Annotated in this window: 15 protein-coding genes; 5 read left to right on the top strand and 10 right to left on the bottom strand. The window is 71.9% G+C overall.

From position 1 onward, the window contains the following. Window positions 1–49: 49 nt before the first annotated feature. Window positions 50–1,762, top strand: coding sequence for a hypothetical protein (locus tag ABZ928_RS00835; RefSeq protein ID WP_361514902.1), 1,713 nt, complete (start codon window positions 50–52; stop codon window positions 1,760–1,762). Here the strand turns inward: ABZ928_RS00835 and ABZ928_RS00830 are convergent. Then, a complete protein-coding gene (locus ABZ928_RS00830) occupies window positions 1,743–2,258 on the bottom strand; it encodes a YceI family protein (protein WP_361514258.1) in 516 nt (171 codons plus the stop codon). The two genes, ABZ928_RS00835 and ABZ928_RS00830, sit on opposite strands and share 20 nt — an antisense overlap. Before the next feature lie 92 nt (window positions 2,259–2,350). Between ABZ928_RS00830 and ABZ928_RS00825 the strand changes: the two genes are divergently transcribed. Beyond that, window positions 2,351–2,833 carry a MarR family transcriptional regulator gene (locus tag ABZ928_RS00825; RefSeq protein ID WP_361514256.1) on the top strand — a complete coding sequence of 161 codons (483 nt, stop codon included), beginning with the start codon at window positions 2,351–2,353 and terminating at the stop codon, window positions 2,831–2,833. An 80-nt stretch (window positions 2,834–2,913) separates the two neighbouring features. Beyond that, on the top strand, window positions 2,914–6,027 hold the full coding sequence (locus tag ABZ928_RS00820) for an FAD-binding and (Fe-S)-binding domain-containing protein (RefSeq protein WP_361514254.1): 3,114 nt from the start codon (window positions 2,914–2,916) through the stop codon (window positions 6,025–6,027). 84 nt (window positions 6,028–6,111) lie between these two features. Here ABZ928_RS00820 and ABZ928_RS00815 read toward each other — a convergent pair whose 3' ends face one another. The 4 genes from ABZ928_RS00815 to ABZ928_RS00800 all read right to left on the bottom strand — a co-directional run bounded on the left by ABZ928_RS00815 (window position 6,112) and on the right by ABZ928_RS00800 (window position 8,997). After that, window positions 6,112–6,717 carry a sigma-70 family RNA polymerase sigma factor gene (locus tag ABZ928_RS00815; RefSeq protein WP_361514901.1) on the bottom strand — a complete coding sequence of 202 codons (606 nt, stop codon included), beginning with the start codon at window positions 6,715–6,717 and terminating at the stop codon, window positions 6,112–6,114. 127 nt (window positions 6,718–6,844) lie between these two features. Then, window positions 6,845–7,507 (bottom strand): hypothetical protein, encoded by a 663-nt coding sequence (locus tag ABZ928_RS00810; RefSeq protein WP_361514252.1) that lies wholly within the window; start codon window positions 7,505–7,507, stop codon window positions 6,845–6,847. 84 nt (window positions 7,508–7,591) lie between these two features. After that, window positions 7,592–8,320 carry a YcnI family protein gene (locus ABZ928_RS00805; RefSeq protein WP_361514250.1) on the bottom strand — a complete coding sequence of 243 codons (729 nt, stop codon included), beginning with the start codon at window positions 8,318–8,320 and terminating at the stop codon, window positions 7,592–7,594. 38 nt (window positions 8,321–8,358) lie between these two features. Continuing rightward, window positions 8,359–8,997, bottom strand: a complete 639-nt coding sequence (locus ABZ928_RS00800) for a hypothetical protein (protein ID WP_361514248.1) — start codon at window positions 8,995–8,997, stop codon at window positions 8,359–8,361. 166 nt (window positions 8,998–9,163) lie between these two features. Here ABZ928_RS00800 and ABZ928_RS00795 point away from each other — a divergent pair, with 166 nt between their 5' ends. Further along, window positions 9,164–9,601, top strand: a complete 438-nt coding sequence (locus ABZ928_RS00795) for a Fur family transcriptional regulator (protein WP_361514246.1) — start codon at window positions 9,164–9,166, stop codon at window positions 9,599–9,601. Between the two features lie 26 nt (window positions 9,602–9,627). After that, on the top strand, window positions 9,628–11,817 hold the full coding sequence (gene katG / locus ABZ928_RS00790) for a catalase/peroxidase HPI (RefSeq protein ID WP_361514244.1): 2,190 nt from the start codon (window positions 9,628–9,630) through the stop codon (window positions 11,815–11,817). A gap of 69 nt (window positions 11,818–11,886) precedes the next feature. Here katG and ABZ928_RS00785 read toward each other — a convergent pair whose 3' ends face one another. The 5 genes from ABZ928_RS00785 to ABZ928_RS00765 form a co-directional block, all read right to left on the bottom strand. Beyond that, on the bottom strand, window positions 11,887–12,993 hold the full coding sequence (locus ABZ928_RS00785) for an FAD-dependent oxidoreductase (RefSeq protein ID WP_361514242.1): 1,107 nt from the start codon (window positions 12,991–12,993) through the stop codon (window positions 11,887–11,889). A 74-nt stretch (window positions 12,994–13,067) separates the two neighbouring features. Then, the gene (locus tag ABZ928_RS00780; protein WP_361514240.1) at window positions 13,068–14,243 is read right to left on the bottom strand and encodes a pyridoxal phosphate-dependent aminotransferase; all 1,176 of its coding nucleotides are present in this window, start codon (window positions 14,241–14,243) and stop codon (window positions 13,068–13,070) included. Between the two features lie 128 nt (window positions 14,244–14,371). Further along, the gene (locus ABZ928_RS00775; protein ID WP_361514238.1) at window positions 14,372–15,358 is read right to left on the bottom strand and encodes a hypothetical protein; all 987 of its coding nucleotides are present in this window, start codon (window positions 15,356–15,358) and stop codon (window positions 14,372–14,374) included. Window positions 15,359–15,360: 2 nt separating this feature from the next. Next, the gene (locus tag ABZ928_RS00770; RefSeq protein WP_361514236.1) at window positions 15,361–17,079 is read right to left on the bottom strand and encodes a sulfite reductase flavoprotein subunit alpha; all 1,719 of its coding nucleotides are present in this window, start codon (window positions 17,077–17,079) and stop codon (window positions 15,361–15,363) included. After that, the gene (locus tag ABZ928_RS00765) at window positions 17,076–22,550 is read right to left on the bottom strand and encodes a glutamate synthase-related protein (RefSeq protein WP_361514234.1); all 5,475 of its coding nucleotides are present in this window, start codon (window positions 22,548–22,550) and stop codon (window positions 17,076–17,078) included. The genes ABZ928_RS00770 and ABZ928_RS00765 overlap by 4 nt, the downstream gene beginning before the upstream one ends. Between the last annotated feature and the right edge of the window lies 1 nt (window position 22,551).

Here is a 22,551-nt window from a genome sequence, read left to right as displayed (position 1 = left end):
CCCCGCTCACCGCCTCCGATTACGGTCCGATGCCGTGCACTTGGCAGAGATGAAGCCGGTGACACCCGGCCGGCGGACGCAGTCGGCGGTGTCCGCCGCCCCGGAGCCCCCCGCGCAGTGGCATCGCGTCCTGACCCTGCTCGCCGACATCAGCCTGCTCATCGGCACCCGCACGGTGTGGGCGCAGGCGGCCACACACCGGATCGCCGTGGCCCTGGTCATCTCGGTCTGCTACGCCTCGATCCTGGTGTGCGGGGTGCTGGCGCTGACGGTCCGCCGGAGCCGTTCGCTCGCGCGGATCGACCTGTGCGTGCTGGTGACGGCGGTGACGCTGACGCTGTGCGCCTGGTCGGTGTTCCACCAAGGCAGCGACGAGGCGCTGCTGACCACCCAGGCCGCGAAGGAGCTGGTCGCCGGGCACCCCGTCTACGGGCAGCCGTGGCCCTGGCTCTTCGGTCACGGTGTCGCCCTCACCCCGACGGTGACGGGCGGCTACGACCTGACGTACGGCTATCCCCCGCTCGCCCCGCTGCTGACCGCGCCCCTGCTGTGGCTCGGCCACGGAGCCGCCCCGGCGACAGCGGTGAGCACCGGCGCGCTGATCGTCGGCGCGCTGGTGCTGTGGCGGATGCTGCCGGTGCCGTGGCGGTCGGCGGCGACGATGGTGTGCCTCGGCTTCGCGATGCTGCCGCAGTACGGGCGGCTCGGCTATCCGGCGATCGTCGCGCTCGCCCTGCTGGTGCCGGTGGTGGTGCGCTGGCCGCGGATCGGGCGGGGCGGACGGCTCGGGGCGGCCGGGGTGGCACGGGCCGCATGCCTCGGCGCGGCGTGCGCGGCTCAGCAACTGCCGTGGTTCCTCGCGCCGTTCCTGCTGGTGGGGATCTACGCGGTGCGGCGCGGGGAGCTGGGCGGCCGGGCCGCGGCGCTGGTGGTGCTGCGGGTCGCCGGGGTCGCCGTCACCGTATGGCTGCTCATCAACACGTACTTCATCGTGAGCGAGCCGGGCCGCTGGCTCACCGGGGTCGCGCTGCCGTTGACTCAGGGCGCGGTGCTGCACGGCCAGGGCCTGGTGGACGTGTCGATCTATCTCACGGACGGGAGCGACCGCCTCGACTGGTACTCCCACGCGAGCCTGCTGCTGGCCGCGGGCCTGCTTGTCCTCTTCACGCTGTTCGTACGGCGGCTCGGGCCCGCCGCGACCGTGCTGCCCTGGTGCGCCTTCTTCCTGGCGACGCGTTCGCAGGACGGCTACTACCTGATGATGACGCCGCTGTGGCTGGCGGCGGCGGTCACCGCCCCGGCGTCCGAGTTCGCGACGGCGTGGCAGCCTCGGCTGCGCCGCCTGCCCTCCCGTCCGGCGCGGATCGCGGTGGCCGTGCTCGTGCTGCTCCCGGCCCTGGCGAGTGCCGCGTGGGCGGCGACCGGGACGGCGCCGCTGCGCATGCGGGTCGCCTCGCTGCACCGGACGTCACCGGTGGCCGGCTCCCGGCTGACCCTCCAGGTCACCAACACGGCCGACACCGCGCTCACGCCCCACTTCATGCTGACCGCGGGGCAGGGCATGAGCCAGTACTGGACGGTCGTACGGGGCCCGGCGACCCTCCCCGCACACGCCACGGCGCGCTACGAACTCCGGCCTCCGGCGGGGCCGTACCTGGAGCGGTACGTCATCCCCCGCGCGGGCGTCCGGATCCGGCTGCGCGCCTTCACGGACGGGCCGCAGACGCTGTCCAGCGCGTCCGTCAGGCTGCCGTCCGGGTGAAGCGGAGGGTGGTGCTGACCGTGGTCAGGCCGCGGATCATGCCCAGCTGGTTCCAGCCCATCCCGAAGTGGTCGCGGTCCACGGAGAACTCGGCGTCCAGGGTGAGCGCGTCGGCGTCCGCGCCGGTGAGGCGGGCGGTGAAGGTCTGGGGGCGGCTGATGCCGCGCGCGGTGAGCTGGCCGATGACGTGGACCTTGTCGCCGTCACGGAGTTCGGCGCTGCGGACCGCGAAGGTGATCTCGGGGTGGTTGTCGGCGTCGAAGAAGTCGGCGCCCTTGAGGTGGGTGTCGCGCTTGGCGTTCTTGGTGTCCAGGGAGGCGACGGCCAGGGTCAGCGTGCCGACGGCGGATCCGTCGGGCCGCACCTCGCCCTGACCGGAGACGGCGCCGAAGGTGCCCTTCACGGTCACGAGGCCCCACATCGTCTTGTGCTTGATCCCCACGGTCGAGGCGGCGGAGTCCAGCTGCCAGGTTCCGGTTTCGACGGCGACGGTCATGATCACTCACTCCTGCTACGGCTGTAGTCCAAATTTGGATGACAGCACGCTATCCGATACTTCAAATTTGGACAACAGGTAGACTGGAAACCATGGCCGACCACTCCGATTGCCCCTCCGCCGCAGGTGGCGGACTCCTGCCCGCGGAGCTGCACGCCTGGATGCTGATGCTGGCCGCGACCGGAGCGGTGGAGCAGGAGCTGCGCTCGGTCGTCAAGGAGCGCCTCGACGTCTCGCACGACGAGTTCCTGATCCTGTGCCTGCTGGCCGGCAACCCCGGCGAGGGTGTGCGCATGACGCGGATCGCCGAGCTCCTGGGCCGCCCCAAGACCCGTCTGACCTACCAGATCGCCTGCCTCCAGCACGCCGGGCTCGTCGTCCGCCGATCCGTCTGCGGCGACAAGCGCGGCATCGAGGTCGCCCTCACGGAGAAGGCGCGGGGGCTGCTGACGGAGGCCTCCGGGATCCTCGCCGAGACGGTGAAGGAGGCGCTCGCCCGGATCATGGGGCCCACGCAGTGCGAGGCGATGCGGGGCCTGATGTCGGGGTTCGCCGAGGAGACGGCGGCGGAGTAGTCACAGAGGGGCGGCCGAGTAGTCGCCGGTGCGGTTGCGGGTACCCGGGCGGTGCCCGCGCCGACACCGAGGAGGGGTTCATGACCGCTCTGGAAGCCGCCCTGCGTGAACGCGTCGACGGGGAGGTCCGCTTCGACGCCGGGAGCCGGGCCGCCTACTCCACGGACGCCTCCAACTTCCGGCAGACCCCGATCGGCGTGGTCGTCCCCCGTACTCCGGAGGCGGCCGCGGAGGCGGTGGCCGTGGCCCGGGAGCACGACGCGCCCGTCCTGTCCCGGGGCGGCGGCACCAGTCTGGCCGGGCAGTGCACGAACACGGCGGTCGTCATCGACTGGTCGAAGTACTGCCACCGCCTGGAGTCCGTGGACGCCGACGCCCGCACATGTGTCGTCCAGCCCGGCATCGTCCTCGACGACCTGAACCGCCAACTCGCGCCTACGGGCCTGCGGTTCGGCCCGGAACCCGCGACCCACGCCAACTGCACGATCGGCGGCATGATCGGCAACAACTCCTGCGGGGCCACCGCTCAGGCGACCGGCAAGGTCGTCGACAACATCGCCCGCCTGGAGGTGCTCTGCTACGACGGCACCCGGTTCTGGTGCGGGGAGACGAGCGACGAGGAGTACGCCGAGATCGAGCGGCAGGGGGACCTACGGGCCTCCGTGTACCGCCGGTTGCGCGCCCTGCGCGACACCCACGCCGACGAGATCCGCCGCCGCTACCCCGACATCCCGCGCCGCGTCTCCGGCTACAACCTCGACTCGCTGCTCCCCGAGTACGGCTTCGACGTGGCCGGACTGCTCGTCGGCAGTGAGTCCACGCTGGTCACCGTCCTGCGCGCGGAGCTGGAGCTGGTGCCGGTGGTGAAGGAACGGGCTCTGGTGGTCCTGGGGTTCGACGGCATCGACCGCGCCGCCGACGCCGTACCGGAGATCCTGCCGTACGAGCCGATTGCCCTGGAGGGCCTCGACCGCTACCTCCTGCGCGACGAACGCCTCAAGCATCTCAACCCCAAGGCCCGCGCCCAGATGCCCGCAGGCGACGCCTACTTGATGGTCCAGTTCGGCGGCGACACCGTCGAGGAGGCCGACGAGCGCGCGCACCGGATGCTGGACGCCCTCCACGAGTCCGAGCACGACCCGGAGGTCGCCTTCCTCGACGATCCCGCGCACGAGGAGGAGTTGTGGCAGGTACGGGAGTCCGGCCTGGGCGCCACCGCCCACATCCCCGGCCACCCGGACACCTTCGAGGGCTGGGAGGACTCGGCGGTCCCGCCGGAACGGCTGGGCGAGTACCTGCGCCGACTGCGGCTCCTGTTCGAGGAGTTCGGCTACCAGAGCGACACCGGGCCGAGCCTGTACGGCCACTTCGGCCAGGGGTGCGTGCACACGCGGATCCCCTTCGACCTGTACAGCGTGGAAGGGGTGGCCACGTACCGGCGCTTCATGGAACAAGCGGCCGACCTGGTCGTCGAGTTCGGCGGCTCCTTCTCCGGTGAGCACGGGGACGGACAGAGCCGGGGCGAGCTGCTGCCGCGCATGTTCGGGCGGCAACTGGTGGACGCGTTCGGTGAGTTGAAGGAGGTCTTCGACCCACGGAACCGCATGAACCCGGGCAAGGTCGTGGCGCCGTACCGACTCGACGAGAACCTCCGCCTCGGCGGCGACTGGACCCCGTACGACCCCCAGGCCCCCCACGACCTCCACTTCCGCTTCCCGGACGACGGCGGTTCCTTCGCGGCGGCCGCCAACCGGTGCGTGGGCGTGGGCAAATGCCGCCAGCTGGAGTCCAAGGGCTCCGTGATGTGCCCCTCGTATCAGGTGACCCGCGAGGAGGAGCACTCCACGCGCGGCCGGGCCAGGCTGCTGTTCGAGATGCTCGACGGCCACGGCGACAGCGCGATCGAGGAGGGCTGGCGCTCGGAGGCGGTACGGGACGCGCTCGACCTGTGCCTGTCCTGCAAGGGGTGCAAGAAGGACTGCCCGGCCGATGTCGACATGGCCACCTACAAGGCCGAGTTCCTGTCCCACCACTACGAGGGCCGGTGGTGGCGCAGGCCGCGCGCCTATCTCTCCATGGGCTGGCTGCCGGTGGTGGCACAGACGGTGGGACGGGCGCGGCTCGGCTCGACGGTCAACGCCCTCACGCACACACCACCGCTGTCGAGGGCCGCCGTCGCGGTAGCGGGCATCGAGGACCGGGAGGTGCCGCTGTTCGCGGGGCGGACGTTGCGGCAGTGGTTCAAGGGGCGTGAACCGTACGGGACTTACGGGAACAGCGCGTCGTGCAGGGATGGCTCGTCTTACGGGGATGGCGCGCGCGGCACTGTTCTGCTCTGGCCGGACACCTTCACCGACCACTTCCACCCGCACGTCGGACAGGCGGCGGTGGAGGTGCTGGAGCACGCGGGGTGGCGGGTGGAGCTGCCCGAGGAGCCGCTGTGCTGCGGGCTGACGTGGATCTCGACGGGGCAACTGGGGGTCGCGAAGAGGGTGTTGGGCCGTACCGTGCGCCGGCTGGCCGAGCATGTGCGGGGCGGCGGGCTGGTGGTCGGGCTGGAGCCGAGCTGTACGGCGGTGTTCCGTTCGGACGCGGGCGAGCTGCTCCCGGACGACCCGGACGTGCGGCGGCTGGCGGCACAGACGGTGACCCTGGCCGAGCTGCTCACCGAGCACTCCCCCGGCTATGAGCCGCCCCAGATACCGGACCGGTCCGCGCGGGCCCTGGCCCAGGTGCACTGCCACCAGCACGCGGTCCTCGGCTGGGACGCCGACCGCGAACTGCTGCACAGGGCCGGGGTCGACGTGGAACGGCTGGACTCCGGGTGCTGCGGCCTTGCGGGCAACTTCGGCTTCGAGCCCGGCCACCTGGACGTCAGCGAGGCGTGCGCGGAACGGGCGCTGCTGCCTCGGCTGCGGGAGGCGGAGGAGGGGGTGGTGGTACTGGCGGACGGCTTCAGTTGCCGTACGCAGATCCATCAGTTGGACAGCGGGGGCCATGAGGGGGTGCATCTGGCGGAGCTGCTGGCGTGCGGGGTGCCGGGGGCGGGCGGCAGCGCGTACGGGGTGGCGCCGGGTGTGCGACCTGAGCCGCCGAGGCGGGCGGCCAAGGCATGGGCCCTGACGGGGGTGGGCGCGGTAGGCCTGGCCGCCGTGGGAGCGGCGACCAGGCTGACGCGCAGGCTGCACTACTGAGCGGCTCGGTTGAATGCCGGTGCGCTGTCGCGCCCCTTCAGGGGCGCGGGGAACTGCGCGATCAACCCCCACCGGCCCGCAGATTCAAGCGGCGAGATCAACAGTTGTCACCAACTCGATCAGCGTCTCCCGCGCCCGCGCGACCCGAGACCGCACCGTCCCCACAGGACAACCGCTCAACGCAGCCACCTCCGCATACGGCAACCCCATCACCTGGGTCAGCACAAACGCCTGCCGTCGCTCCTCAGGAAGCGCCTCCAACAGATCAAGAAGAGCCACACCGTCATCGAACCCCGGCACACCACACGGCTGGGCAAGCTCGGCGGCGAGCTCCCAGTCCGCCACGTCGGCCAATCGCGGTCGCGCCGCCGCGCACCGATAGCCGTCGATCACAGCCCGCCGAGCGATGGACAGCAGCCAGGAACGGGCCGACGACCGCCCCTCGAACCGATGCAGGCTGCCGAGCGCCCGCAGAAACGTGTCCTGAGCCAGGTCGTCCACGGCCTGGGGGTCACCGCACAGATGGGCGACGTACCGCTGGACGTCACGGTGGAGGGCGCGCACAAAGTGCTCGACGGCGACCGGGTCACCGCCACGGGCGGCGAGCGCCCACGCGGTGGCGGATTCGTCGAGCGCGGTTCGTCGGTCGTGTTCCTCGTGCGAGACACGCGCGACGCGCGCGACGGGCAGGGCAGAAGTGATCACCAGGTGTCCTTCGAGGTCATCCGGGAACGGGGAGACGGCCGTACGGCTCGGAAGCAGGCGTACGGCCGAAGCCCGAGGCGCACAGGGGCTGCCTCGGGTCACCAGCTGTCTGTCAGACGACAGCGGTCCCCGCGGGCGGACCCCGCGTGGTGATCGCGTGGACGAGAAGGAGAAGGCGCGGCGCGCGTTCGGAACGCCGACGGGGCCGCCCGGGAAGCGGGCGGTGCGCCGGGACCCGGACGGCGAGCAGCAGCCGCAGCGGCGCCGCGAGCCATCCGGCGACGGCGCGCAGGATGCGGAACGCGGCGCGCTCGCCGTAGGCCAGCCACAGGCCGCAGAGCAGCGCGGCGAGCAAGTGGGCGGCGAGCATGCCGAAGGAGGAGGACGAGGACGAGGACGAGGCCACTCCGGCGCCGGTGTGGCCCGCGCCCATGTGGCCCATATCCATGGCGTCAGTGGAGTGCATATGCATGGACCCCATGTCCATGGACCCCATGCCGCCACCGCCGGAGCTGGAGGTGGTGGACTGCGCCAGCGAGAAGCCCTCGTGAAGGGCCGTCTGGGCGGCGACCACAACAGCCACGACCACCGGCAGCCCGCGCTCACGCCCCGCCAGGCACCAGCCCGCGGCCCCGGTGAGGACCGCGCCGACGGCCAGTGCCCAGGCGGGTACGTGCTGCCCGGACATGAGGACGTGGCCCAGGGCGGCGAGCAGCACACAGACGGCCGCGAACACCGCGGCCCGTACCGTGCGAGAACACCACCCTGCGGTCATGGCGTCACATCCTCGCATCCGGACCTGGGTCGTCGTGCGGGGGTACGGAATTCCCTCGCGGACGACTCAGCCGACTCAGCCGACTCAGTCGGTCCGTCCCGTGGAGCGCGTCCGCACGACGGCGAAGACCGCCGCCGCGAGACCGAGGACACCGACGCCCAGCCCGGCGGCGCCCAGCCCTCGGGCCGTGGAGTCCGAGGCTGACTCCGAGGCCGAATCCGAGTCCGCCGCCACGGCCGGCGCGGGTGTCTCTTCCGACTCATCCGACGCCGCCGTCAGCTTCACCACCGGCGCCGGGTTCTCCGCCTCCTCCCCGCCCTGCTCGTCCGCCTCGATCCAGCGGACGACCTTGCCGTCGGAGTAGGTCTGGAGCGTCTTGAAGGTGAGCTCTCCGGTGTCGTCGGGCAGCTCTCCGAAGGCGACGTCGAAGTCCTCGTACTGGCCGGGCGTGATCTTCCCGCCGGTCCAGGTGATCTCGGAGACGGCGTCGGTGATGGTGCCGTCGTCCGTCTTCACGGGGGTCTTGAGCTTGCTGGTGGTGACCTCGGCGGTCCAGCCGTCGTGCGGGCTGACGACGACGCCGAGCAGCGGGTGGTCGGTCGGCAGGAACAGCTGCACCTTCGTGGTGCTCGCGGTGTCCGACTCATCGGGGACGCGGAAGGTCAGGGCGCCGTCGGTGGCGCCCTTGGCGTAGCTGTCGGGGTGGACGGTGACGTGCGCGGAGGCGGCGCCCGCGGCGGTGAGGACCGCGGCGGCGGCCAGGGCCGCGCCGAGGGCGCCGCGGCGCAGGGTGGTGCGTACCGAAGAGGACATGGGTGAGTGGATCTCCGTACTGGAAGCAGGTCTGGGGGTCAGATCGCGTACGAGATCCCCGCCGGCGGCCCACGCCGCTGCACCGCGTGCCGCAGCAGGAGCCGCCGCAGCGGACGCGCCTCCCCGGCATCCGCCCGGCACACCGCGCGCGGCACGACGGGCACGCCCCGCACCCGCCGCCACCACGCGACGAGTCCCGGCACGAACGCGGCGGCCCGGCGCAGCAGCGACCACAGGGCGGCCTCGCCGCGCCGCAGCCACCAGGTCAGGACGAGGGCTGCGGTGACATGGGCCGAGGTGGCGTGAGCGGTCAGGACGTGGGTGGTCAGGGCGTGGGTGGTCAGGGCGTGCGGGTGGGTCATGCGCATACCGCCCATGGCGGTCATGGTGTGGGCGTGACCCATGTGTGCGCCCACCATGGCATGCGGGCGTACGCAGCCGAACAGGGCGTGCAGCCCGCCCTGCGCGGCGATCGTCCCGCCGCCGATGGACGGCAGCCTCCGCTCCCGCCCGCCCAGCGCGAAGGCGGCGACGAACACCGGCACGAACCCGAGACCCTGCGCCCACACCGGGGGCGCCCCGCCGGTCGCCAGCGCGTGCGCCCCCACGGCGAGCAGCACGCACAGCGCGCCGAACACCGCCGCGCGCAGGCCGCGTATCGCGGGGGACGCCTTCATGGCGCCCGATCCTGCCACGGCGGGCGGGCCCGCGGGGCCCCGGGTGAGCTTGTTCGCGTCATCGCGCACATAGCAGGAAAGCGAACAACCGGTGACACGACACGGCACAGACTTGGAACGAATCCATTTCTTGAACCATTCGTGTTTGTGGGGGTAGGTTGGCCCCATGACTTCACCGCAGCCTCCGACCACCGCAGGGGATCTGCGGGGGGCCGGCCTGCGGGTGACGGCCGCCCGCGTCGCGCTCCTGGAGACCGTCCGCGCCGGAGACCACCTCGGTGCCGACGCCATCGCCTCCGGGGTCCGGGACCGGGTCGGCCACATATCGACGCAAGCTGTCTACGACGCCCTCCACGCGCTCACCGCGGCCGGACTCGTCCGCCGTATCGAGCCCCCGGGCAGCCCCGCCCGGTACGAGGGCCGGGTCGGCGACAACCACCACCACCTGGTCTGCCGGGAGTGCGGTGCCGTCGTCGACGTCGACTGCGCGGTCGGTCACGCCCCCTGTCTGACCGCATCGGACGACCGAGGCTTCTCGATCGACGAGGCCGAGGTCATCTACTGGGGGCTCTGCCCCACCTGTTCCACCGCCCGCAAGGCTTGAGCACCAACCCGGAAGGATTCCCCCTCATGTCCGAGAACAGCGCCGCTGAAGGTAAATGCCCGGTCGCGCACGAGCGCGCCGCCCACCCCACCCAGGGTGGCGGAAACCGGCAGTGGTGGCCGGAGCGGCTCAACCTGAAGATCCTCGCCAAGGACCCGGTCGTGGCGAACCCGCTCGGCGCGGAGTTCGACTACGCCGAGGCGTTCAGCAACCTGGACCTCGCGGCCGTCAAGCAGGACATCGCCGAGATCCTGACCAACTCGCAGGACTGGTGGCCGGCCGACTTCGGCAACTACGGCCCGCTGATGATCCGGATGGCCTGGCACAGCGCCGGCACCTACCGCATCAGCGACGGCCGCGGCGGTGGCGGCCGCGGTCAGCAGCGTTTCGCGCCGCTGAACAGCTGGCCGGACAACGGCAACCTGGACAAGGCCCGCCGTCTGCTGTGGCCCGTCAAGAAGAAGTACGGCCAGTCCATCTCCTGGGCCGACCTCATGATCCTCACCGGCAACGTGGCGCTGGAGACCATGGGCTTCACGACCTTCGGCTTCGGCGGCGGCCGCGCCGACGTGTGGGAGGCCGACGAGGACGTGTACTGGGGTCCCGAGACCACCTGGCTCGACGACCAGCGCTACACCGGCGACCGTGAGCTGGAGAACCCGCTCGGCGCGGTCCAGATGGGTCTGATCTACGTCAACCCCGAGGGCCCCAACGGCAACCCGGACCCGATCGCCGCGGCCCGCGACATCCGCGAGACGTTCCGCCGGATGGCGATGAACGACGAGGAGACCGTCGCCCTCATCGCCGGTGGCCACACCTTCGGCAAGACCCACGGCGCGGGCCCGGCGGAGAGCGTCGGCGCCGACCCCGAGGCCGCCCCGATCGAGGCCCAGGGCCTCGGCTGGGCCAGCACCTACGGCACCGGCAAGGGCGGCGACGCCATCACGTCCGGCCTGGAGGTCACCTGGACCACCAAGCCGACCCAGTGGAGCAACGACTTCTTCGACATCCTCTTCGGCTACGAGTGGGAGCTGACCCAGTCCCCCGCCGGCGCCAACCAGTGGGTGGCCAAGGACGCGCAGGCGATCATCCCCGACGCCCACAGCGACTCCAAGAAGCTCCCCACGATGCTCACCACGGACCTCTCGCTGCGCTTCGACCCGATCTACGGCGAGATCTCCAAGCGCTTCCACGAGAACCCGGACCAGTTCGCGGACGCCTTCGCCCGCGCCTGGTACAAGCTGACCCACCGTGACCTGGGCCCGAAGTCCCTGTACCTCGGCCCGGAGGTCCCGGAGGAGACCCTGCTGTGGCAGGACCCGCTGCCGCAGGCCGAGGGCGAGGCCATCGACGCCGCCGATGTGACGGCGCTCAAGGCCAAGCTGCTCGCCTCGGGTCTGACCGTCTCGCAGCTGGTGACGACCGCGTGGGCGTCCGCGTCCACGTTCCGTTCCAGCGACAAGCGCGGCGGTGCCAACGGCGCCCGTATCCGCCTCCAGCCGCAGGCCGGCTGGGAGGTCAACCAGCCCGACGAGCTGGCCCAGGTGCTGCGTGTCCTGGAGGGCGTCCAGTCCGAGTTCAACGCGAACTCCGGCGCGAAGAAGGTCTCCCTGGCCGACCTGATCGTCCTCGGCGGTGCCGCCGCGATCGAGAAGGCCGCCAAGGACGCCGGTCACGACATCGAGGTGCCCTTCACCGGCGGTCGTGTCGACGCCACCGAGGAGCACACGGACGTCGAGTCCTTCGCCGCCCTGGAGCCGACCGCGGACGGCTTCCGCAACTACCAGGGCAAGGGCAACCGCCTCCCGGCCGAGTACCTGCTGCTCGACAAGGCGAACCTGCTCGGTCTGAGCGCCCCCGAGCTGACCGTCCTCGTCGGTGGTCTGCGGGTCCTCGGCACCAACCACGGCGGCACGTCCCACGGTGTCCTCACCGAGACCCCCGGTGTCCTCACCAACGACTTCTTCGTCAACCTGCTCGACCTGGGCACGGAGTGGAAGTCGACGTCCGAGGACCAGAACCACTTCGAGGCCCGTGACGCCTCGGGTGCGGTCAAGTGGACCGGTACGCGCGCCGACCTCGTGTTCGGCTCGAACTCCGAGCTGCGTGCGATCGCCGAGGTGTACGCGTCCGACGACGCCAAGGAGAAGTTCGTGAAGGACTTCGTCGCGGCGTGGGTCAAGGTGTCGAACGCTGACCGCTTCGACCTGGTCTGAGCCTGACACCGGGTGCGCCCCGGCCAGCCCTCACGGGTTGGCCGGGGCGCACCTGTATATGACGGTGGGTCAGCTCCCCGCGTACCCCAACTGCCGCCGCATATAAGGCGTCATGAGCGTCTTCGCCTTCGCCAGCACCGACGTACGGCCGCCCAGCACCGCGCTCTCCCCGCCCGGCACCGGGAGCAGGGTCATCCCGTCCGCCCCGCCGAAGGGGACGATGAGCGGGGTGCGGTGGACCGGCTTGTAGTAGCGGGGTTCCTTGCGGTGCTTGCCCGAACTCTGAAGGTGGGCGCGGATGTTGTGGGCGGCGAGGTCGGCCTGGGCGAGCGCGGCGGGGGTGATCTTCACCTCGGTCGCGTCGTTGACGTCGCCGACCGCGAACACGTCCGGGTGCCCGGCGACCCGCAGGGTCCGGTCGACCTTGATGTGCCCGGAGGGGGTCAGCCAGTCGCCGTGGCCGCCGAGCCGCAGCCAGAGCGTGTTGGGTGTGGTGCCGGTCGCCCAGAAGGAGAGGTCGGCCTCCAGGACGTTGCCGTGCGCGTCGCGATAGGTGCCGAAGTCGAAGCCGGGCGACATGAACGAGTCGAGCCGGACCTCCACGTCGTGCGCCTCCAGCCAGGCGAGCGCCCTCTTCCCGGCCCGCTCGCTCCCGGTGTTGTGCAGCAGCGCGGCCCCGGAGTGGGCGAGGGTGACCCGGGCGTCCGGCCGGGCCAGCCGTATTTCGGCGCTGAGCTCGACGCCGGAGGGCCCGCCGCCGACGACGAGGACGTGCCCGGCGCGGGCGATGGCCTGCTGGTGTCCGGCGAAGCCCTTCACCGCCTCGTCGGTGGTGGTGCCGCTGAAGCGGGCCGGTTCCGGGTAGTCGGCGCCGGTGGCGATCACCACCACGTCGTACGGCAGCCGCTCCCCCGTGGCCAGCACGACCTGGCGTACGTCGGTGTCGACGCGCAGCGCCTTGCCCACGACCACCCGGCCGCGGGTGAGCAGCCGGTCGTACGGGATGAACGGCGTCACCGACCACTCCGGCCGTACGCCGGCCCGCAGCGAGGCGATCCGGTGGAAGAACACGTCCTTGCGGTCCACCAGCGTGACCCGTGCCGTCGCGTCCAGCTTCTTCGCCAGCCGGACGCCCGCGTAGCCGCCGCCGATCACCACTACGTCGCCGTCGCTCACACGACTCTCCCCACTCGGTTGGCGACGAGCCTAACGCTTGAAGTTTAAAGTTATCGGGGAAGCCCTGTGTGCGTTCAGTGAAGCGACGCCACGAACTTGCCCAACCGGGCGATCCCCTCGTGCAGTTCCTCCGCGGAGGCCGCGTAGGAGAGCCGTACGTGGGTCTCGGCGGTGTGGACGCCGAAGTCGCGGCCCGGGGTGAGCGCGACGTGGGCCTCCTGGAGGGCCTGGGCGCAGAACTCCCAGGAGGTGAGGCCGGTGCCGCTGACGTCGAAGTAGACGTAGAACGCGCCGTCGGGCCGCACCGGCACCGGCAGCCCGAGCTGCTCCAGACCGTCGAGGGCGAGCGCGCGGCGCCGCCCGAACTCGGCGCGCCGCTCCTCGCACACGGCGAGGGACTCCGGGGTGAAGCAGGCCAGGGCGGCGTGCTGGGCCGGGGTGGAGGCGCACAGGAAGTAGTTCTGGGCCAGGCGTTCCAGCACCGGTACGAGGGGTTCGGGGACGACGCACCAGCCGAGCCGCCAGCCGGTCATGCCGAAGTACTTCGAGAAGCTGTTGATGACGAAGGCGTCGGGGTCGGAGGCGAGCGCGCTGCGCGGCGGGCGGTCGTGCGCGTCGTGGTCGGCGAGGTCGAGGTAGATCTCGTCGACGACCCGCCACGCGTCCCGCTCCCGCGCGAAGTCGCACAGCGCGGTCAGCTCGTCGCCCGGCACCGAGGTGCCCGTCGGGTTGGACGGGGTGGCGACCATGAGCCCGCGGGTGCCGTCCGTCCAGTGCGCCCGTACGGTGTCGGCGTCCAGCTGGAAGCGGGAGGCCGCGGTGGTCGGCGCGAGGGTGACCCGCGCGCCGAAGCTCTCCATGATCTGCCGGTTGCAGGGGTACGACGGGTCGCCGATCAGCACCTCGTCCCCGGCGTCCACGAGCGCCGCCGCGGCCAGCACCAGACCGGCCGAGGCGCCGGCGGTCACGACCACGCGGCCCGGGTCCACGTCCACGCCGTGCCGCTCTCCGTAGAACCCCGCAATCGCCTGCCGCAGGGCGGGCATGCCGAGGGACTCCGTGTAGGACATGGGCCGGCCGTCCATGGCGTCCCGCATCGCCTGTACGACGGCCGGGGGCGCGCCGAAGTCGGGCTCGCCGAGGCTGAGCTTCACGACGTGGTGGCCCTGGGCCTCCAGAGCGGCGGCGTGCTTGCCGAACTCCATGGCGTAGAACGGGGCGATGGCTGCGGCCCGCTGCGAGATCCGCATGCTGCGACCTCCGGCTCGACGACGGATGGGGACGTACTCGAGCCTAAGTGGTGGCGCGCTGGTGCCGTAATCCAGGCGGACTCAGGCCTGATAACGCGGGCCTGATGCCGAGCCTGACACCGAGGGGGCTACGCGTCGGGCAGGGATGCCGTCAGGTCCTCCCACGCCCGGTGCACCTGCTCGCCGACGATCCCGAACTGGGTGAGGACCGCGACACAGCGCCCGTCCGCGTCGTCGAGCTCCAGCGCCGAGGTCGGGCCGTGCGCCGCAGTGGAACGCACCAGGTGGCACGCCCGTACGTCGGCGAGGTCGATCTCCACCGAGCTGTCGGCGAGCGCGGCGAAGACCCGGCCGCCGACGGTCCGGTCGGTGACATGGACCCGGCCCGCGCACGCCTGCATGGCCGCCGGGGCGAACACCGCGACGCCGATGGGCAGGCCCACGGAACAGACGTGGTCGAGCACGGCGGAGACGAGCCCGGCCTCGACCTCCCGGTGCTCCCCGCGATACCGGCCGAAGGCGGCACGCCGGGCGACCCCGCCGTCCGCCAGCACGGCGTCGAGCTGGGCGAGCTGATCGCCGTACTCCCAGACGGGTGCGCTCCCGCCGACCGGTGTTCCAGTCCCCCGGGCCGGGCTTCCGGCCTCCCCGTCCGATGCCTCGGGCGCGCGGGAAGCCTCCTCGTCCGGTGTCGCGCGAGCCCGGGAAGCCTCCCCCGGCACCGCCCCCGCCTCGACCGTGCGGGCCAGCCCGGCCAGCAGCCGGTCGCCGTCCGAGAGGAGCCGTCCCTCGTGTGCGGTCCGGCCCTCGCCGTCCAGGAGCCGTACGAGGACCGAGCCCTCCTCGCGGGCGACCACGGCCGTGGACACGCGCTCGGCGTCGAGGCGCAGGGTGATCGTGCCCGGGCGGACGGCGAAGGGCTCGCCGCGCAGGGTCGGGACGGCGTAGCTGCCGGCCTGGTCGATCCGTGCGACGGGGCCTCCGGTGACCGCCTGGACGTACCGGAAGAGCGTGAGGCATCGCGCCAGTTCCGGCATGCGGGGGTCGATCAGCCGGACGCCGGTGTTCCGGCGCGGGCAGCAGCCGTCGAAGGCACAGCCGTGCGGGTCGGTCATGCTCAGTACACGTCCCGTACGTAGCGCTTGGCCCGCCGCAGGTCCGCGAGGTACTCCGCCGCGTCGTCCTCGCCGCGTCCGCGCTGCTCGCCGATGATCCCCAGCAGGGCCGCCTCGACGTCCTTCGCCATCCGGGAGGCATCGCCGCAGACGTACACGGACGCGCCCTCCTCCAGCCACGCGTACAGCTCGGCCGACCGCTCCCGCATCCGGGTCTGGACGTAGACCTTCTCGGCCTGGTCGCGTGAGAAGGCGAGGTCCAACTCGCTGAGCACGCCGCTCTTCTGAAGCCGCGTCAGCTCGTCCTCGTACACGAAGTCGGTCTCGCGGTGCTGGTCGCCGAAGAACAGCCAGTTGCGGCCGGAGGCGCCTCGCGCGGCCCGTTCGTGCAGGAAGCCGCGGAAGGGGGCGATGCCCGTGCCGGGGCCGATCATGATCATGGGTGCGTCGTCGTCGGCGGGGATGCTGAAGGCGGCGTTGGGCTGGAGGTAGATGCCCACCGTGGAGTCCTCGCCGACCCGGTCCGCCAGGTACGTCGAGGCCACGCCCTCGTACCGGTCGTACCGCACGGACGCGATGGTGAGGTGGATGCTGCCCGGGTGGGCGAGCGGGCTCGACGAGATCGAGTACTGGCGCGCCTGCAACGGCCGCAGGAACGGCAGGAGTTCGGCGAGGTCCGGCGCCTTGGGCCCGGCGTCCCTGAGCAGGTCGAGCACGTCCCGGCCCCAGAGCCAGGAGTCGAGGTCGTCGCGGTCGCCGTGGGCGACGACGGCGGCCAGCTCGCTCGACGGGGCGCGCTCGACGAGGTCGGCGATCAGTTCCTTCGACGGGGTGCGGATCTCCCGTTCCGTGCGCAGGAGTTCGGCCGTCGCCCGGTCGCCGCTCGCCCCGAGGTGGTCGAGCAACTCGCCCACGAGACGCGGGTCGTTGACCGGTACGACGGCCAGCGCGTCGCCCGCCTCGTAGGTGATGCCGCTGTCGCCGAGGTCGAACTCGTAGTGGCGGATCTCCTTCGCGCTGTGCGGGGCGGAGAGGAGGCGGTTGGTGGTGAGGCGGGACGGGTAGGGGGTGCGCTTGTTCCACTGGGAGCGCTGCTTCTTCGGGGCGGCCTCCGCGGCGGCGCCCGTGCCCTTCGCGCCCGTCTCGGCGACGAGCACGTCAAGGACCGCCGTCGTCCACTCGGCGGCGGGCTCCTCGAAGTCCACGTCGCAGTCGACGCGTTCGTGCAGCCGGGTCGCCCCCAGCTGCTCCAGGCGCGTGTCGATGAGCTTCGCGGCCTGGCAGAAGTCGTCGTAGCCGCGGTCGCCGAGGCCGAGGACCGAGTAGCGCACGCCTTCCAGGCGGGGTGCGGTGTCGGACTGGAGCGCCTCCCAGAACAGCCCGGCGTTGTCGGGCATCTCGCCCTCGCCGTACGTCGAAGTGACCACGACGACATGGGACATGGCCGCGAGCGCCTCGGGCGTGACGTCGTCGAGGGCGGTGGCCCGGCCGCCGAGGCCGCGGGCGCGGGCGCCCGCGACGATGTCCTCGGCCACCAGCTCGGCGTTGCCGGTCTGGGTGCCGATGAGGACGTCGATGGTCGCGGCAGGCGCGTCGGACTTGGTGCCGCGGCGTCCGGCCGCCGCGATGCCGGCGATGAACCCGGCGAGCCAGGACTCCTGCTGGGCGGAGAACGGGGCGTCGGCCGGGATGAGGGTCCCGGTAGGGGGCATGACGGTCATGCGGTCACCGCCTCGGTCGGGGCCTGCGGGATGTGGCGGTTCGCGATGTCGTCGAGCGCGGCGGTGGCGAGCAGCTCGTCGAAGCGGGCGGCCTGGACCCGGCCGGCGTTCTTGATGGTCTGGTGGACGATCCAGCCGTAGGTGCCGGGGGCGTCCACGCTGAGGTTGTTGCGCTGCTTCAGGGCGCGCTTGTAGTCGTCGAGGCGCTTGATCGCGATGAGCGTGGCCAGCTCTCCGTCGTCGAAACGGTCCAGTGTGCCGCGCAGATACTTCACGACCTTCTGCTTCACGAAGAAGTCCTCGGTGAGGACGAGGTTGCGGACCGCCTCGGTGACCCGGGGGTCGTCCGGGCCGGTCGCGCCCGGCACCCGCTGGAGCGCGAGGTCCTGGGCGGCGCCGAGGACGGTGTAGGAGGAGAGCAGCGAGAACATGTCGTCGCTGCCCTGGTCGCCGAAGGCGGGGGCGCGGCCGCCGAGGACGGTACGGCGGTCGCGGTAGTCCACCTTGAACGCGCGGAGCTTGTCCGTGGCGATCGAGGTCGCGAGCTCGTCGAGGAGCTGGCCCCGGGTCGCGGCGGCGAGGATCTCGCCGGCGTCCTGGTAGAGGAGGAGGGCGCGGGGCATTCCGCAGTACACGTGCTCGCGTTCGCTCGGCCAGTTCTCCAGCAGCCGTGCGGCGAGCGGGGATCCGGTCGCCTCGACGTGCCAGGTCAGCAGGAGCCGTACGACTTCTTCGTGGAAGGTGCCGTGCGCGGTGTCCGTCACCGGGAAGACGAGGAGCGAGTCGGCGCTCACCCGGTCCCGGATCTCGCCCGACGGGTCGTACTGGTACAGGAACCCGCCGCTCATGCCGTTGCCGAGGCCCTTGCCGAAGCCGCCCAGGTTGAGGACCGTGCCACCGGTCATGTACTCGCAGCCGAAGTCGCCGACGCCCTCGACGACCGCCGTCGCCCCGGAGTTGCGCACGGCGAACCGGTCGCCGGCCTCGCCCTCCACGAAGGTCCGGCCGCCGGTCGCGCCGAACAGCGCGAAGTTGCCGATGAGGACGTTGCCGCCGCGCTCGGTGCTGCCGCCGCCGGGGGCGCGGACGACGATCCGGCCGCCGCTCTGGCTCTTGCCGACGCCGTCGTTCGCCGTACCGGTGTGCTCCAGCGTGATGCCGTCGTTGCAGAAGACGCCGTACGACTGTCCGGCGGAGCCGGTGGTGCGGATGCGGACGGCGTCGTCGGTGAGGCGGCGACGGCCGCGGTCGTCGGTGGTGACGGCGGGGGCGTCCTCGACGGCCGTGTGGTTGAGCAGCCGCTCGATGTCGATGCTCAGCTGGCCGCCCACCGACTTGTCGCTGTTGCCGAGGCGGATGCCCTCGACGAGCAGCGACGGCTCGCGCCGCTCGAACAGCGCGGCGCGGACGCGCTCGATGAGGGCGTCGTCGGTGGTGAAGTCCTTCTCCAGGTACTCCGGGTTCTCGACGATCTTCTCGGGCACCTGTGCGAGCAGGCGCCGCACGTCGAGGCGGCCCACGCTCGCCGGGTGGTCGAGGAGCTGGAGCAGGTCCGTGCGCCCCCGGGCCTCGCGCAGGGAGCGCAGGCCGAGGCGGGCGAGGATCTGCCGTACGTCGTGGGCGATGTTGAGCAGGTACTGGGCCAGTGCGCGCGGGTCGCCCTCGAAGACCTCGGGGTTGGTGGTGAGGCCCGCCGGGCACTTCACGTTGCAGTTCTTGGCCATCACGCAGCCGAGCATCATCAGCGCGGTGGTGCCGAACTCGAAGCTGTCGCCGCCGAGAAGGGCGGAGGTGACGACGTCGCCGCCGGTCTGGTGGGCGCCGGAGCAGCGCAGGACGACCTTCTGGCGCAGGCCGTTGGCGACGAGCGCCTGGTGGACCTCGGCCACGCCGATCTCCGCCGAACGGCCCGCGTACTTGAGGCTGGTGACGGCCGCCGCACCCGTACCGCCGGTGTTTCCGGCGACGTTGATGACGTCCGCGCCCGCCTTGGCGACGCCGACCGCGATGGTGCCGATGCCCTCGGAGGACACCAGCTTGACGATGACCCGGACCCGCGCCGCCTTGCAGTCGTGGATGAGCTGGGCCAGGTCCTCGATGGAGTAGGTGTCGTGGTGCGGGGGCGGGGAGATCAGCTCGATGCCCGGGGTGCCGCCACGGGCGGCCGCGATGTCGACCGTGACCTTCGGCGCGGGCAGCTGGCCGCCCTCGCCGGGCTTGGCGCCCTGCCCGATCTTGATCTCCAGCTCCTCCAGCATGGGGTCGGCGAGATAGCCCGCCCAGATGCCGAACCGGCCGGACGCGAACTGCTTGATGCGGGAGCCGCGGATGGTGCCGTACCGGGTGTGGTGCTCGCCGCCCTCACCGCTGTTGGACATGCCGCCGACCATGTTGGTGCCGTGCGCGACGGCCTCGTGGGCGGTGGCGACCAGGGCGCCGTGGCTCATCGCGCCGGAGGCGAGGGAGCGGGTGATCTCGTGGGCGGGCTGGACCTCGTCGAGGGGGACGCTGGCGGGGGCGTTGGCGAGGAGGCGGGTGATGGGGCCGGTGACCTCGACGCCGTCCCCGTCGACGCCGAGGATCTCCTCACCCAGGTGCGCGAGGCCTTCGGCGAGGGCGGTGTGGCGCTCCGGGTCGGGGTTCGTCAGACGGAGCCGGAAGGTGTCCCGGTCCGTGCCGGACACGGCGACACCCCGGAGGGTGATGCTCGCGTTCCCGTCCGTCGAGAACCGGCCGAGCTCGCGGGCGAAGTCCTCCGCCGTGCGCAGCCCGGTGACATCGGCGGGCAGCGCGAGCACGTCCCGCAGCGCGGCCGGCCGGCGGGACCGCTCCTCGTGCGTGGTCCGCAGGAAGGCCCGGTACCCCGGGGTGATCCGGAACGCGTCGATCTCGGCGTCGCGGAGGGCGTCGTACCCCGTGTTCCGGTACGCGGCGTCGGTGATGCCGAAGGCGTCGTCGAGCTGGCCGAGGGTGAGGAGGCGCAGCGCGTCGGAGTCCTCGGACTTCCCGAACTCCGGCTTCTCCTCGACCATGTCGCCGAAGCCGCGCACCGCCGTGACACCGAACGAGTGTCCGGCCCCGTCGGACCGCTCCTTGAACAGCCCGAGCAGCGGGATCTGCTGCTCGGTCCCGACCGTGCGGGCCCGCTCGTGCCAGTCGGTGGCGGCCTGCGCGATCCGGGCGAAGCCCACACCGCCGACCGGCGCCTCCATGTGCGGGAAGGCCCGCGCGAAGACGTCGTCGCGGGTGTCGAGGTAGTTCGGCTCGAAGAACTCGCCGCCGATGTAGCTCTCGGCGGTGCACAGGCCGACGCGGCCCATGGTCTTGGCGAGGGACTTCTCGGCGGCCTTGCGGAACTTCTTCAACGCCCGGTCGGTGTCGGTCATCTCACCGGCGGGTGCGGGTGCGCTCGGGTACTTCTCCTCGGCGCGCAGGCGGGCGCTGAGGCTGTAGACGGCGGAGGCGCCGAAGCCGAGCGCGGTCGCCACGTGGTGCGAGGAGGCCAGCTGGCCGCTCTCCGCGACGAGCGAGACGCGCAGCCGCAGCCCGGTCTCGATGAGCCGCTGGCTGACGGCGGCGACGGCGAGGATGACGGGGAGGGGCGCGCGCGTGGAGGACACCGCGCGGTCGGTGAGGAGCGCGATGCCGCCCTGCTCGGCCGCGAACCGCTCGACGTCGTCGCAGAGCCGCTGAAGCGCCGTCCGCAGCGCGTCGGCGTTGGCGGACTCGTCGCCCGCCACCGGCTCGTAGAGCATCGCGAACCGCTCCAGCGGCACGATCCGCTGGTCGCGCAGCCGGACCATGTCGAGATGCCCGAGCACGGGCGAGGACACGACGAGCTGGCGGCCGCTGGTCTGGTGCGTGCCGTCGGGCTTCGGGCCGAGCGCGACCCGCATGCTCATGCCGTCGGCCTCGCGGATGCTGTCCAGCGGCGGGTTGGTGACCTGGGCGAACCGCTGGGAGAAGTACTTCGCCATGCCGCCCTCGGTGTCGCTGAGCGCGTTGATGGCGTTGCCGTAGCCCATCGCGGAGATCCGCTCCGACCCGTCGGCGAGCATCGGGTCGAGCATGAACCGGAAGCTCTCCTGGTTCAGCGAGTAGGCCACGTACCGCCCGGCGAGGGTGAGGTCGCCGTCGTAGCCGAGGGTGGTGGTGCCGCGGTAGTAGTCCGGGGCGGGGAGGTCGTCGAGGTTGACCCGGGCCTCGGTGAGCAGCTCGCTGTACGGGCGGCGCGCGGCGAGGGCGTCGAGGACCTCGCGGGTGCGCATCACGCGGCCCGTGCGGTGGTCGACGACGAGCATGCCGCCGGCCTCGATACGGCCCCGGTGCACGACCTCGTCGTCCGGGAAGGCGACCTGGCCGGCCTCGGAGGCGACCATCAGGTACTCGGCGGTCTCGACGGTCCGCAGCGGGCGCAGGCCGAGCCGGTCGAGGCGGGCGCCGACGACATCGCCGTCGCTGAAGATCAGGGCGGCGGGGCCGTCGTTCTTCTCCTCGTAGAGGGAGAAGTACTCCAGCATGTCGCGGACGCCGTCGGGCAGCGTGCGGTCGTTCTCCCATGCGGGCGGCATGAGCGAGACGACCGCCTCGACGATGTCCAGGCCGTCGTCGAAGACCCGGCTCTGGAGGGTCTGGTCGAGCCGGGAGGAGTCGGACTGGCCGGGCGGGCGCACGATGCTGCGGGTGCGGGCGCGCGCGAGGGCCTCGTCGGAGAGGCGGTTCTTGCGGTCCGTGTTCAGCTCGCCGTTGTGCGCCATGAGGCGGAACGGCTGGGCCATGGTCGGGTGCGGCTCGGTGTTGGTGGAGAACCGGGTGTGGAAGTACAGCGACCGGACCGAGTGCCGGGGGTCCAGGAGGTCGCGGAAGTACGGGATGACCTCGCCGGAGTTCAGCCGCCCCTTGAGGACCTGGGTGCGGGCGCTGAGGGAGAGCGGGTACAGGCCCGCGTACGCGTCGTCGGCGTAGGCGACGGCCTCCACGGCCAGCAGGGCGCGGTGGGCGGCCGCGTCGACGTCGGAGCGCTGCCAGTCCTCGGGGGCCCGGAAGACCCACTGCGCGATGGGCAGCTGGTAGCGCTCGGCGGCGGGGCAGGCGACGGAGTGGTCGACGGGGATGTCCCGGACGAGCAGGATCTCGAATCCCTGTTCGGTGATGCTGCGGCGGACGAGGTCCATCGCGGCGTCCCGGTCCCCCAGCGGCACGAAACAGTTGGCGACGCCGAAGTGCCCGGCGCGCAGTTCCTCGCCGGTGAGCGCGCCGAAGAACTCGACGGAGAGGTCGACGCTCACGCCCGCGCCGTCACCGACGCCCTCGGCGGACTTGCCGCCGCGGTGCGGGATGGTGCGGAGCGCTTCGTCGCCCTTGCGGATGACGTCATGGCTCGGCGTCCCGTCGAGACGGGTCAGGAAGCCGACGCCGCAGTCGCTGTGGTCGAGGGCAGGGTCGTACAGACCGAGGGTGCTGGGATTCAAG

The sequence above is a fragment of the Streptomyces sp. NPDC046909 genome, assembly GCF_040644695.1.
In the GTDB taxonomy this organism is placed as follows: Bacteria; Actinomycetota; Actinomycetes; order Streptomycetales; family Streptomycetaceae; genus Streptomyces.
Note: the sequence above shows the minus strand (reverse complement) of the source record. Positions and strands in the feature narration are given on the sequence as shown.

Bases quoted from the DNA above. Each gene is read 5' to 3' on its own strand.
- ABZ928_RS00835 (WP_361514902.1), top strand. From the start codon at position 50: ATGAAGCCGGTGACACCCGGCCGGCGGACGCAGTCGGCGGTGTCCGCC.
- ABZ928_RS00830 (WP_361514258.1), bottom strand. From the start codon at position 2,258: ATGACCGTCGCCGTCGAAACCGGAACCTGGCAGCTGGACTCCGCCGCC.
- ABZ928_RS00825 (WP_361514256.1), top strand. From the start codon at position 2,351: ATGGCCGACCACTCCGATTGCCCCTCCGCCGCAGGTGGCGGACTCCTG.
- ABZ928_RS00820 (WP_361514254.1), top strand. From the start codon at position 2,914: ATGACCGCTCTGGAAGCCGCCCTGCGTGAACGCGTCGACGGGGAGGTC.
- ABZ928_RS00810 (WP_361514252.1), bottom strand. From the start codon at position 7,507: ATGACCGCAGGGTGGTGTTCTCGCACGGTACGGGCCGCGGTGTTCGCG.
- ABZ928_RS00805 (WP_361514250.1), bottom strand. From the start codon at position 8,320: ATGTCCTCTTCGGTACGCACCACCCTGCGCCGCGGCGCCCTCGGCGCG.
- ABZ928_RS00800 (WP_361514248.1), bottom strand. From the start codon at position 8,997: ATGAAGGCGTCCCCCGCGATACGCGGCCTGCGCGCGGCGGTGTTCGGC.
- ABZ928_RS00795 (WP_361514246.1), top strand. From the start codon at position 9,164: ATGACTTCACCGCAGCCTCCGACCACCGCAGGGGATCTGCGGGGGGCC.
- katG (WP_361514244.1), top strand. From the start codon at position 9,628: ATGTCCGAGAACAGCGCCGCTGAAGGTAAATGCCCGGTCGCGCACGAG.
- ABZ928_RS00780 (WP_361514240.1), bottom strand. From the start codon at position 14,243: ATGCGGATCTCGCAGCGGGCCGCAGCCATCGCCCCGTTCTACGCCATG.
- ABZ928_RS00775 (WP_361514238.1), bottom strand. From the start codon at position 15,358: ATGACCGACCCGCACGGCTGTGCCTTCGACGGCTGCTGCCCGCGCCGG.
- ABZ928_RS00770 (WP_361514236.1), bottom strand. From the start codon at position 17,079: ATGACCGTCATGCCCCCTACCGGGACCCTCATCCCGGCCGACGCCCCG.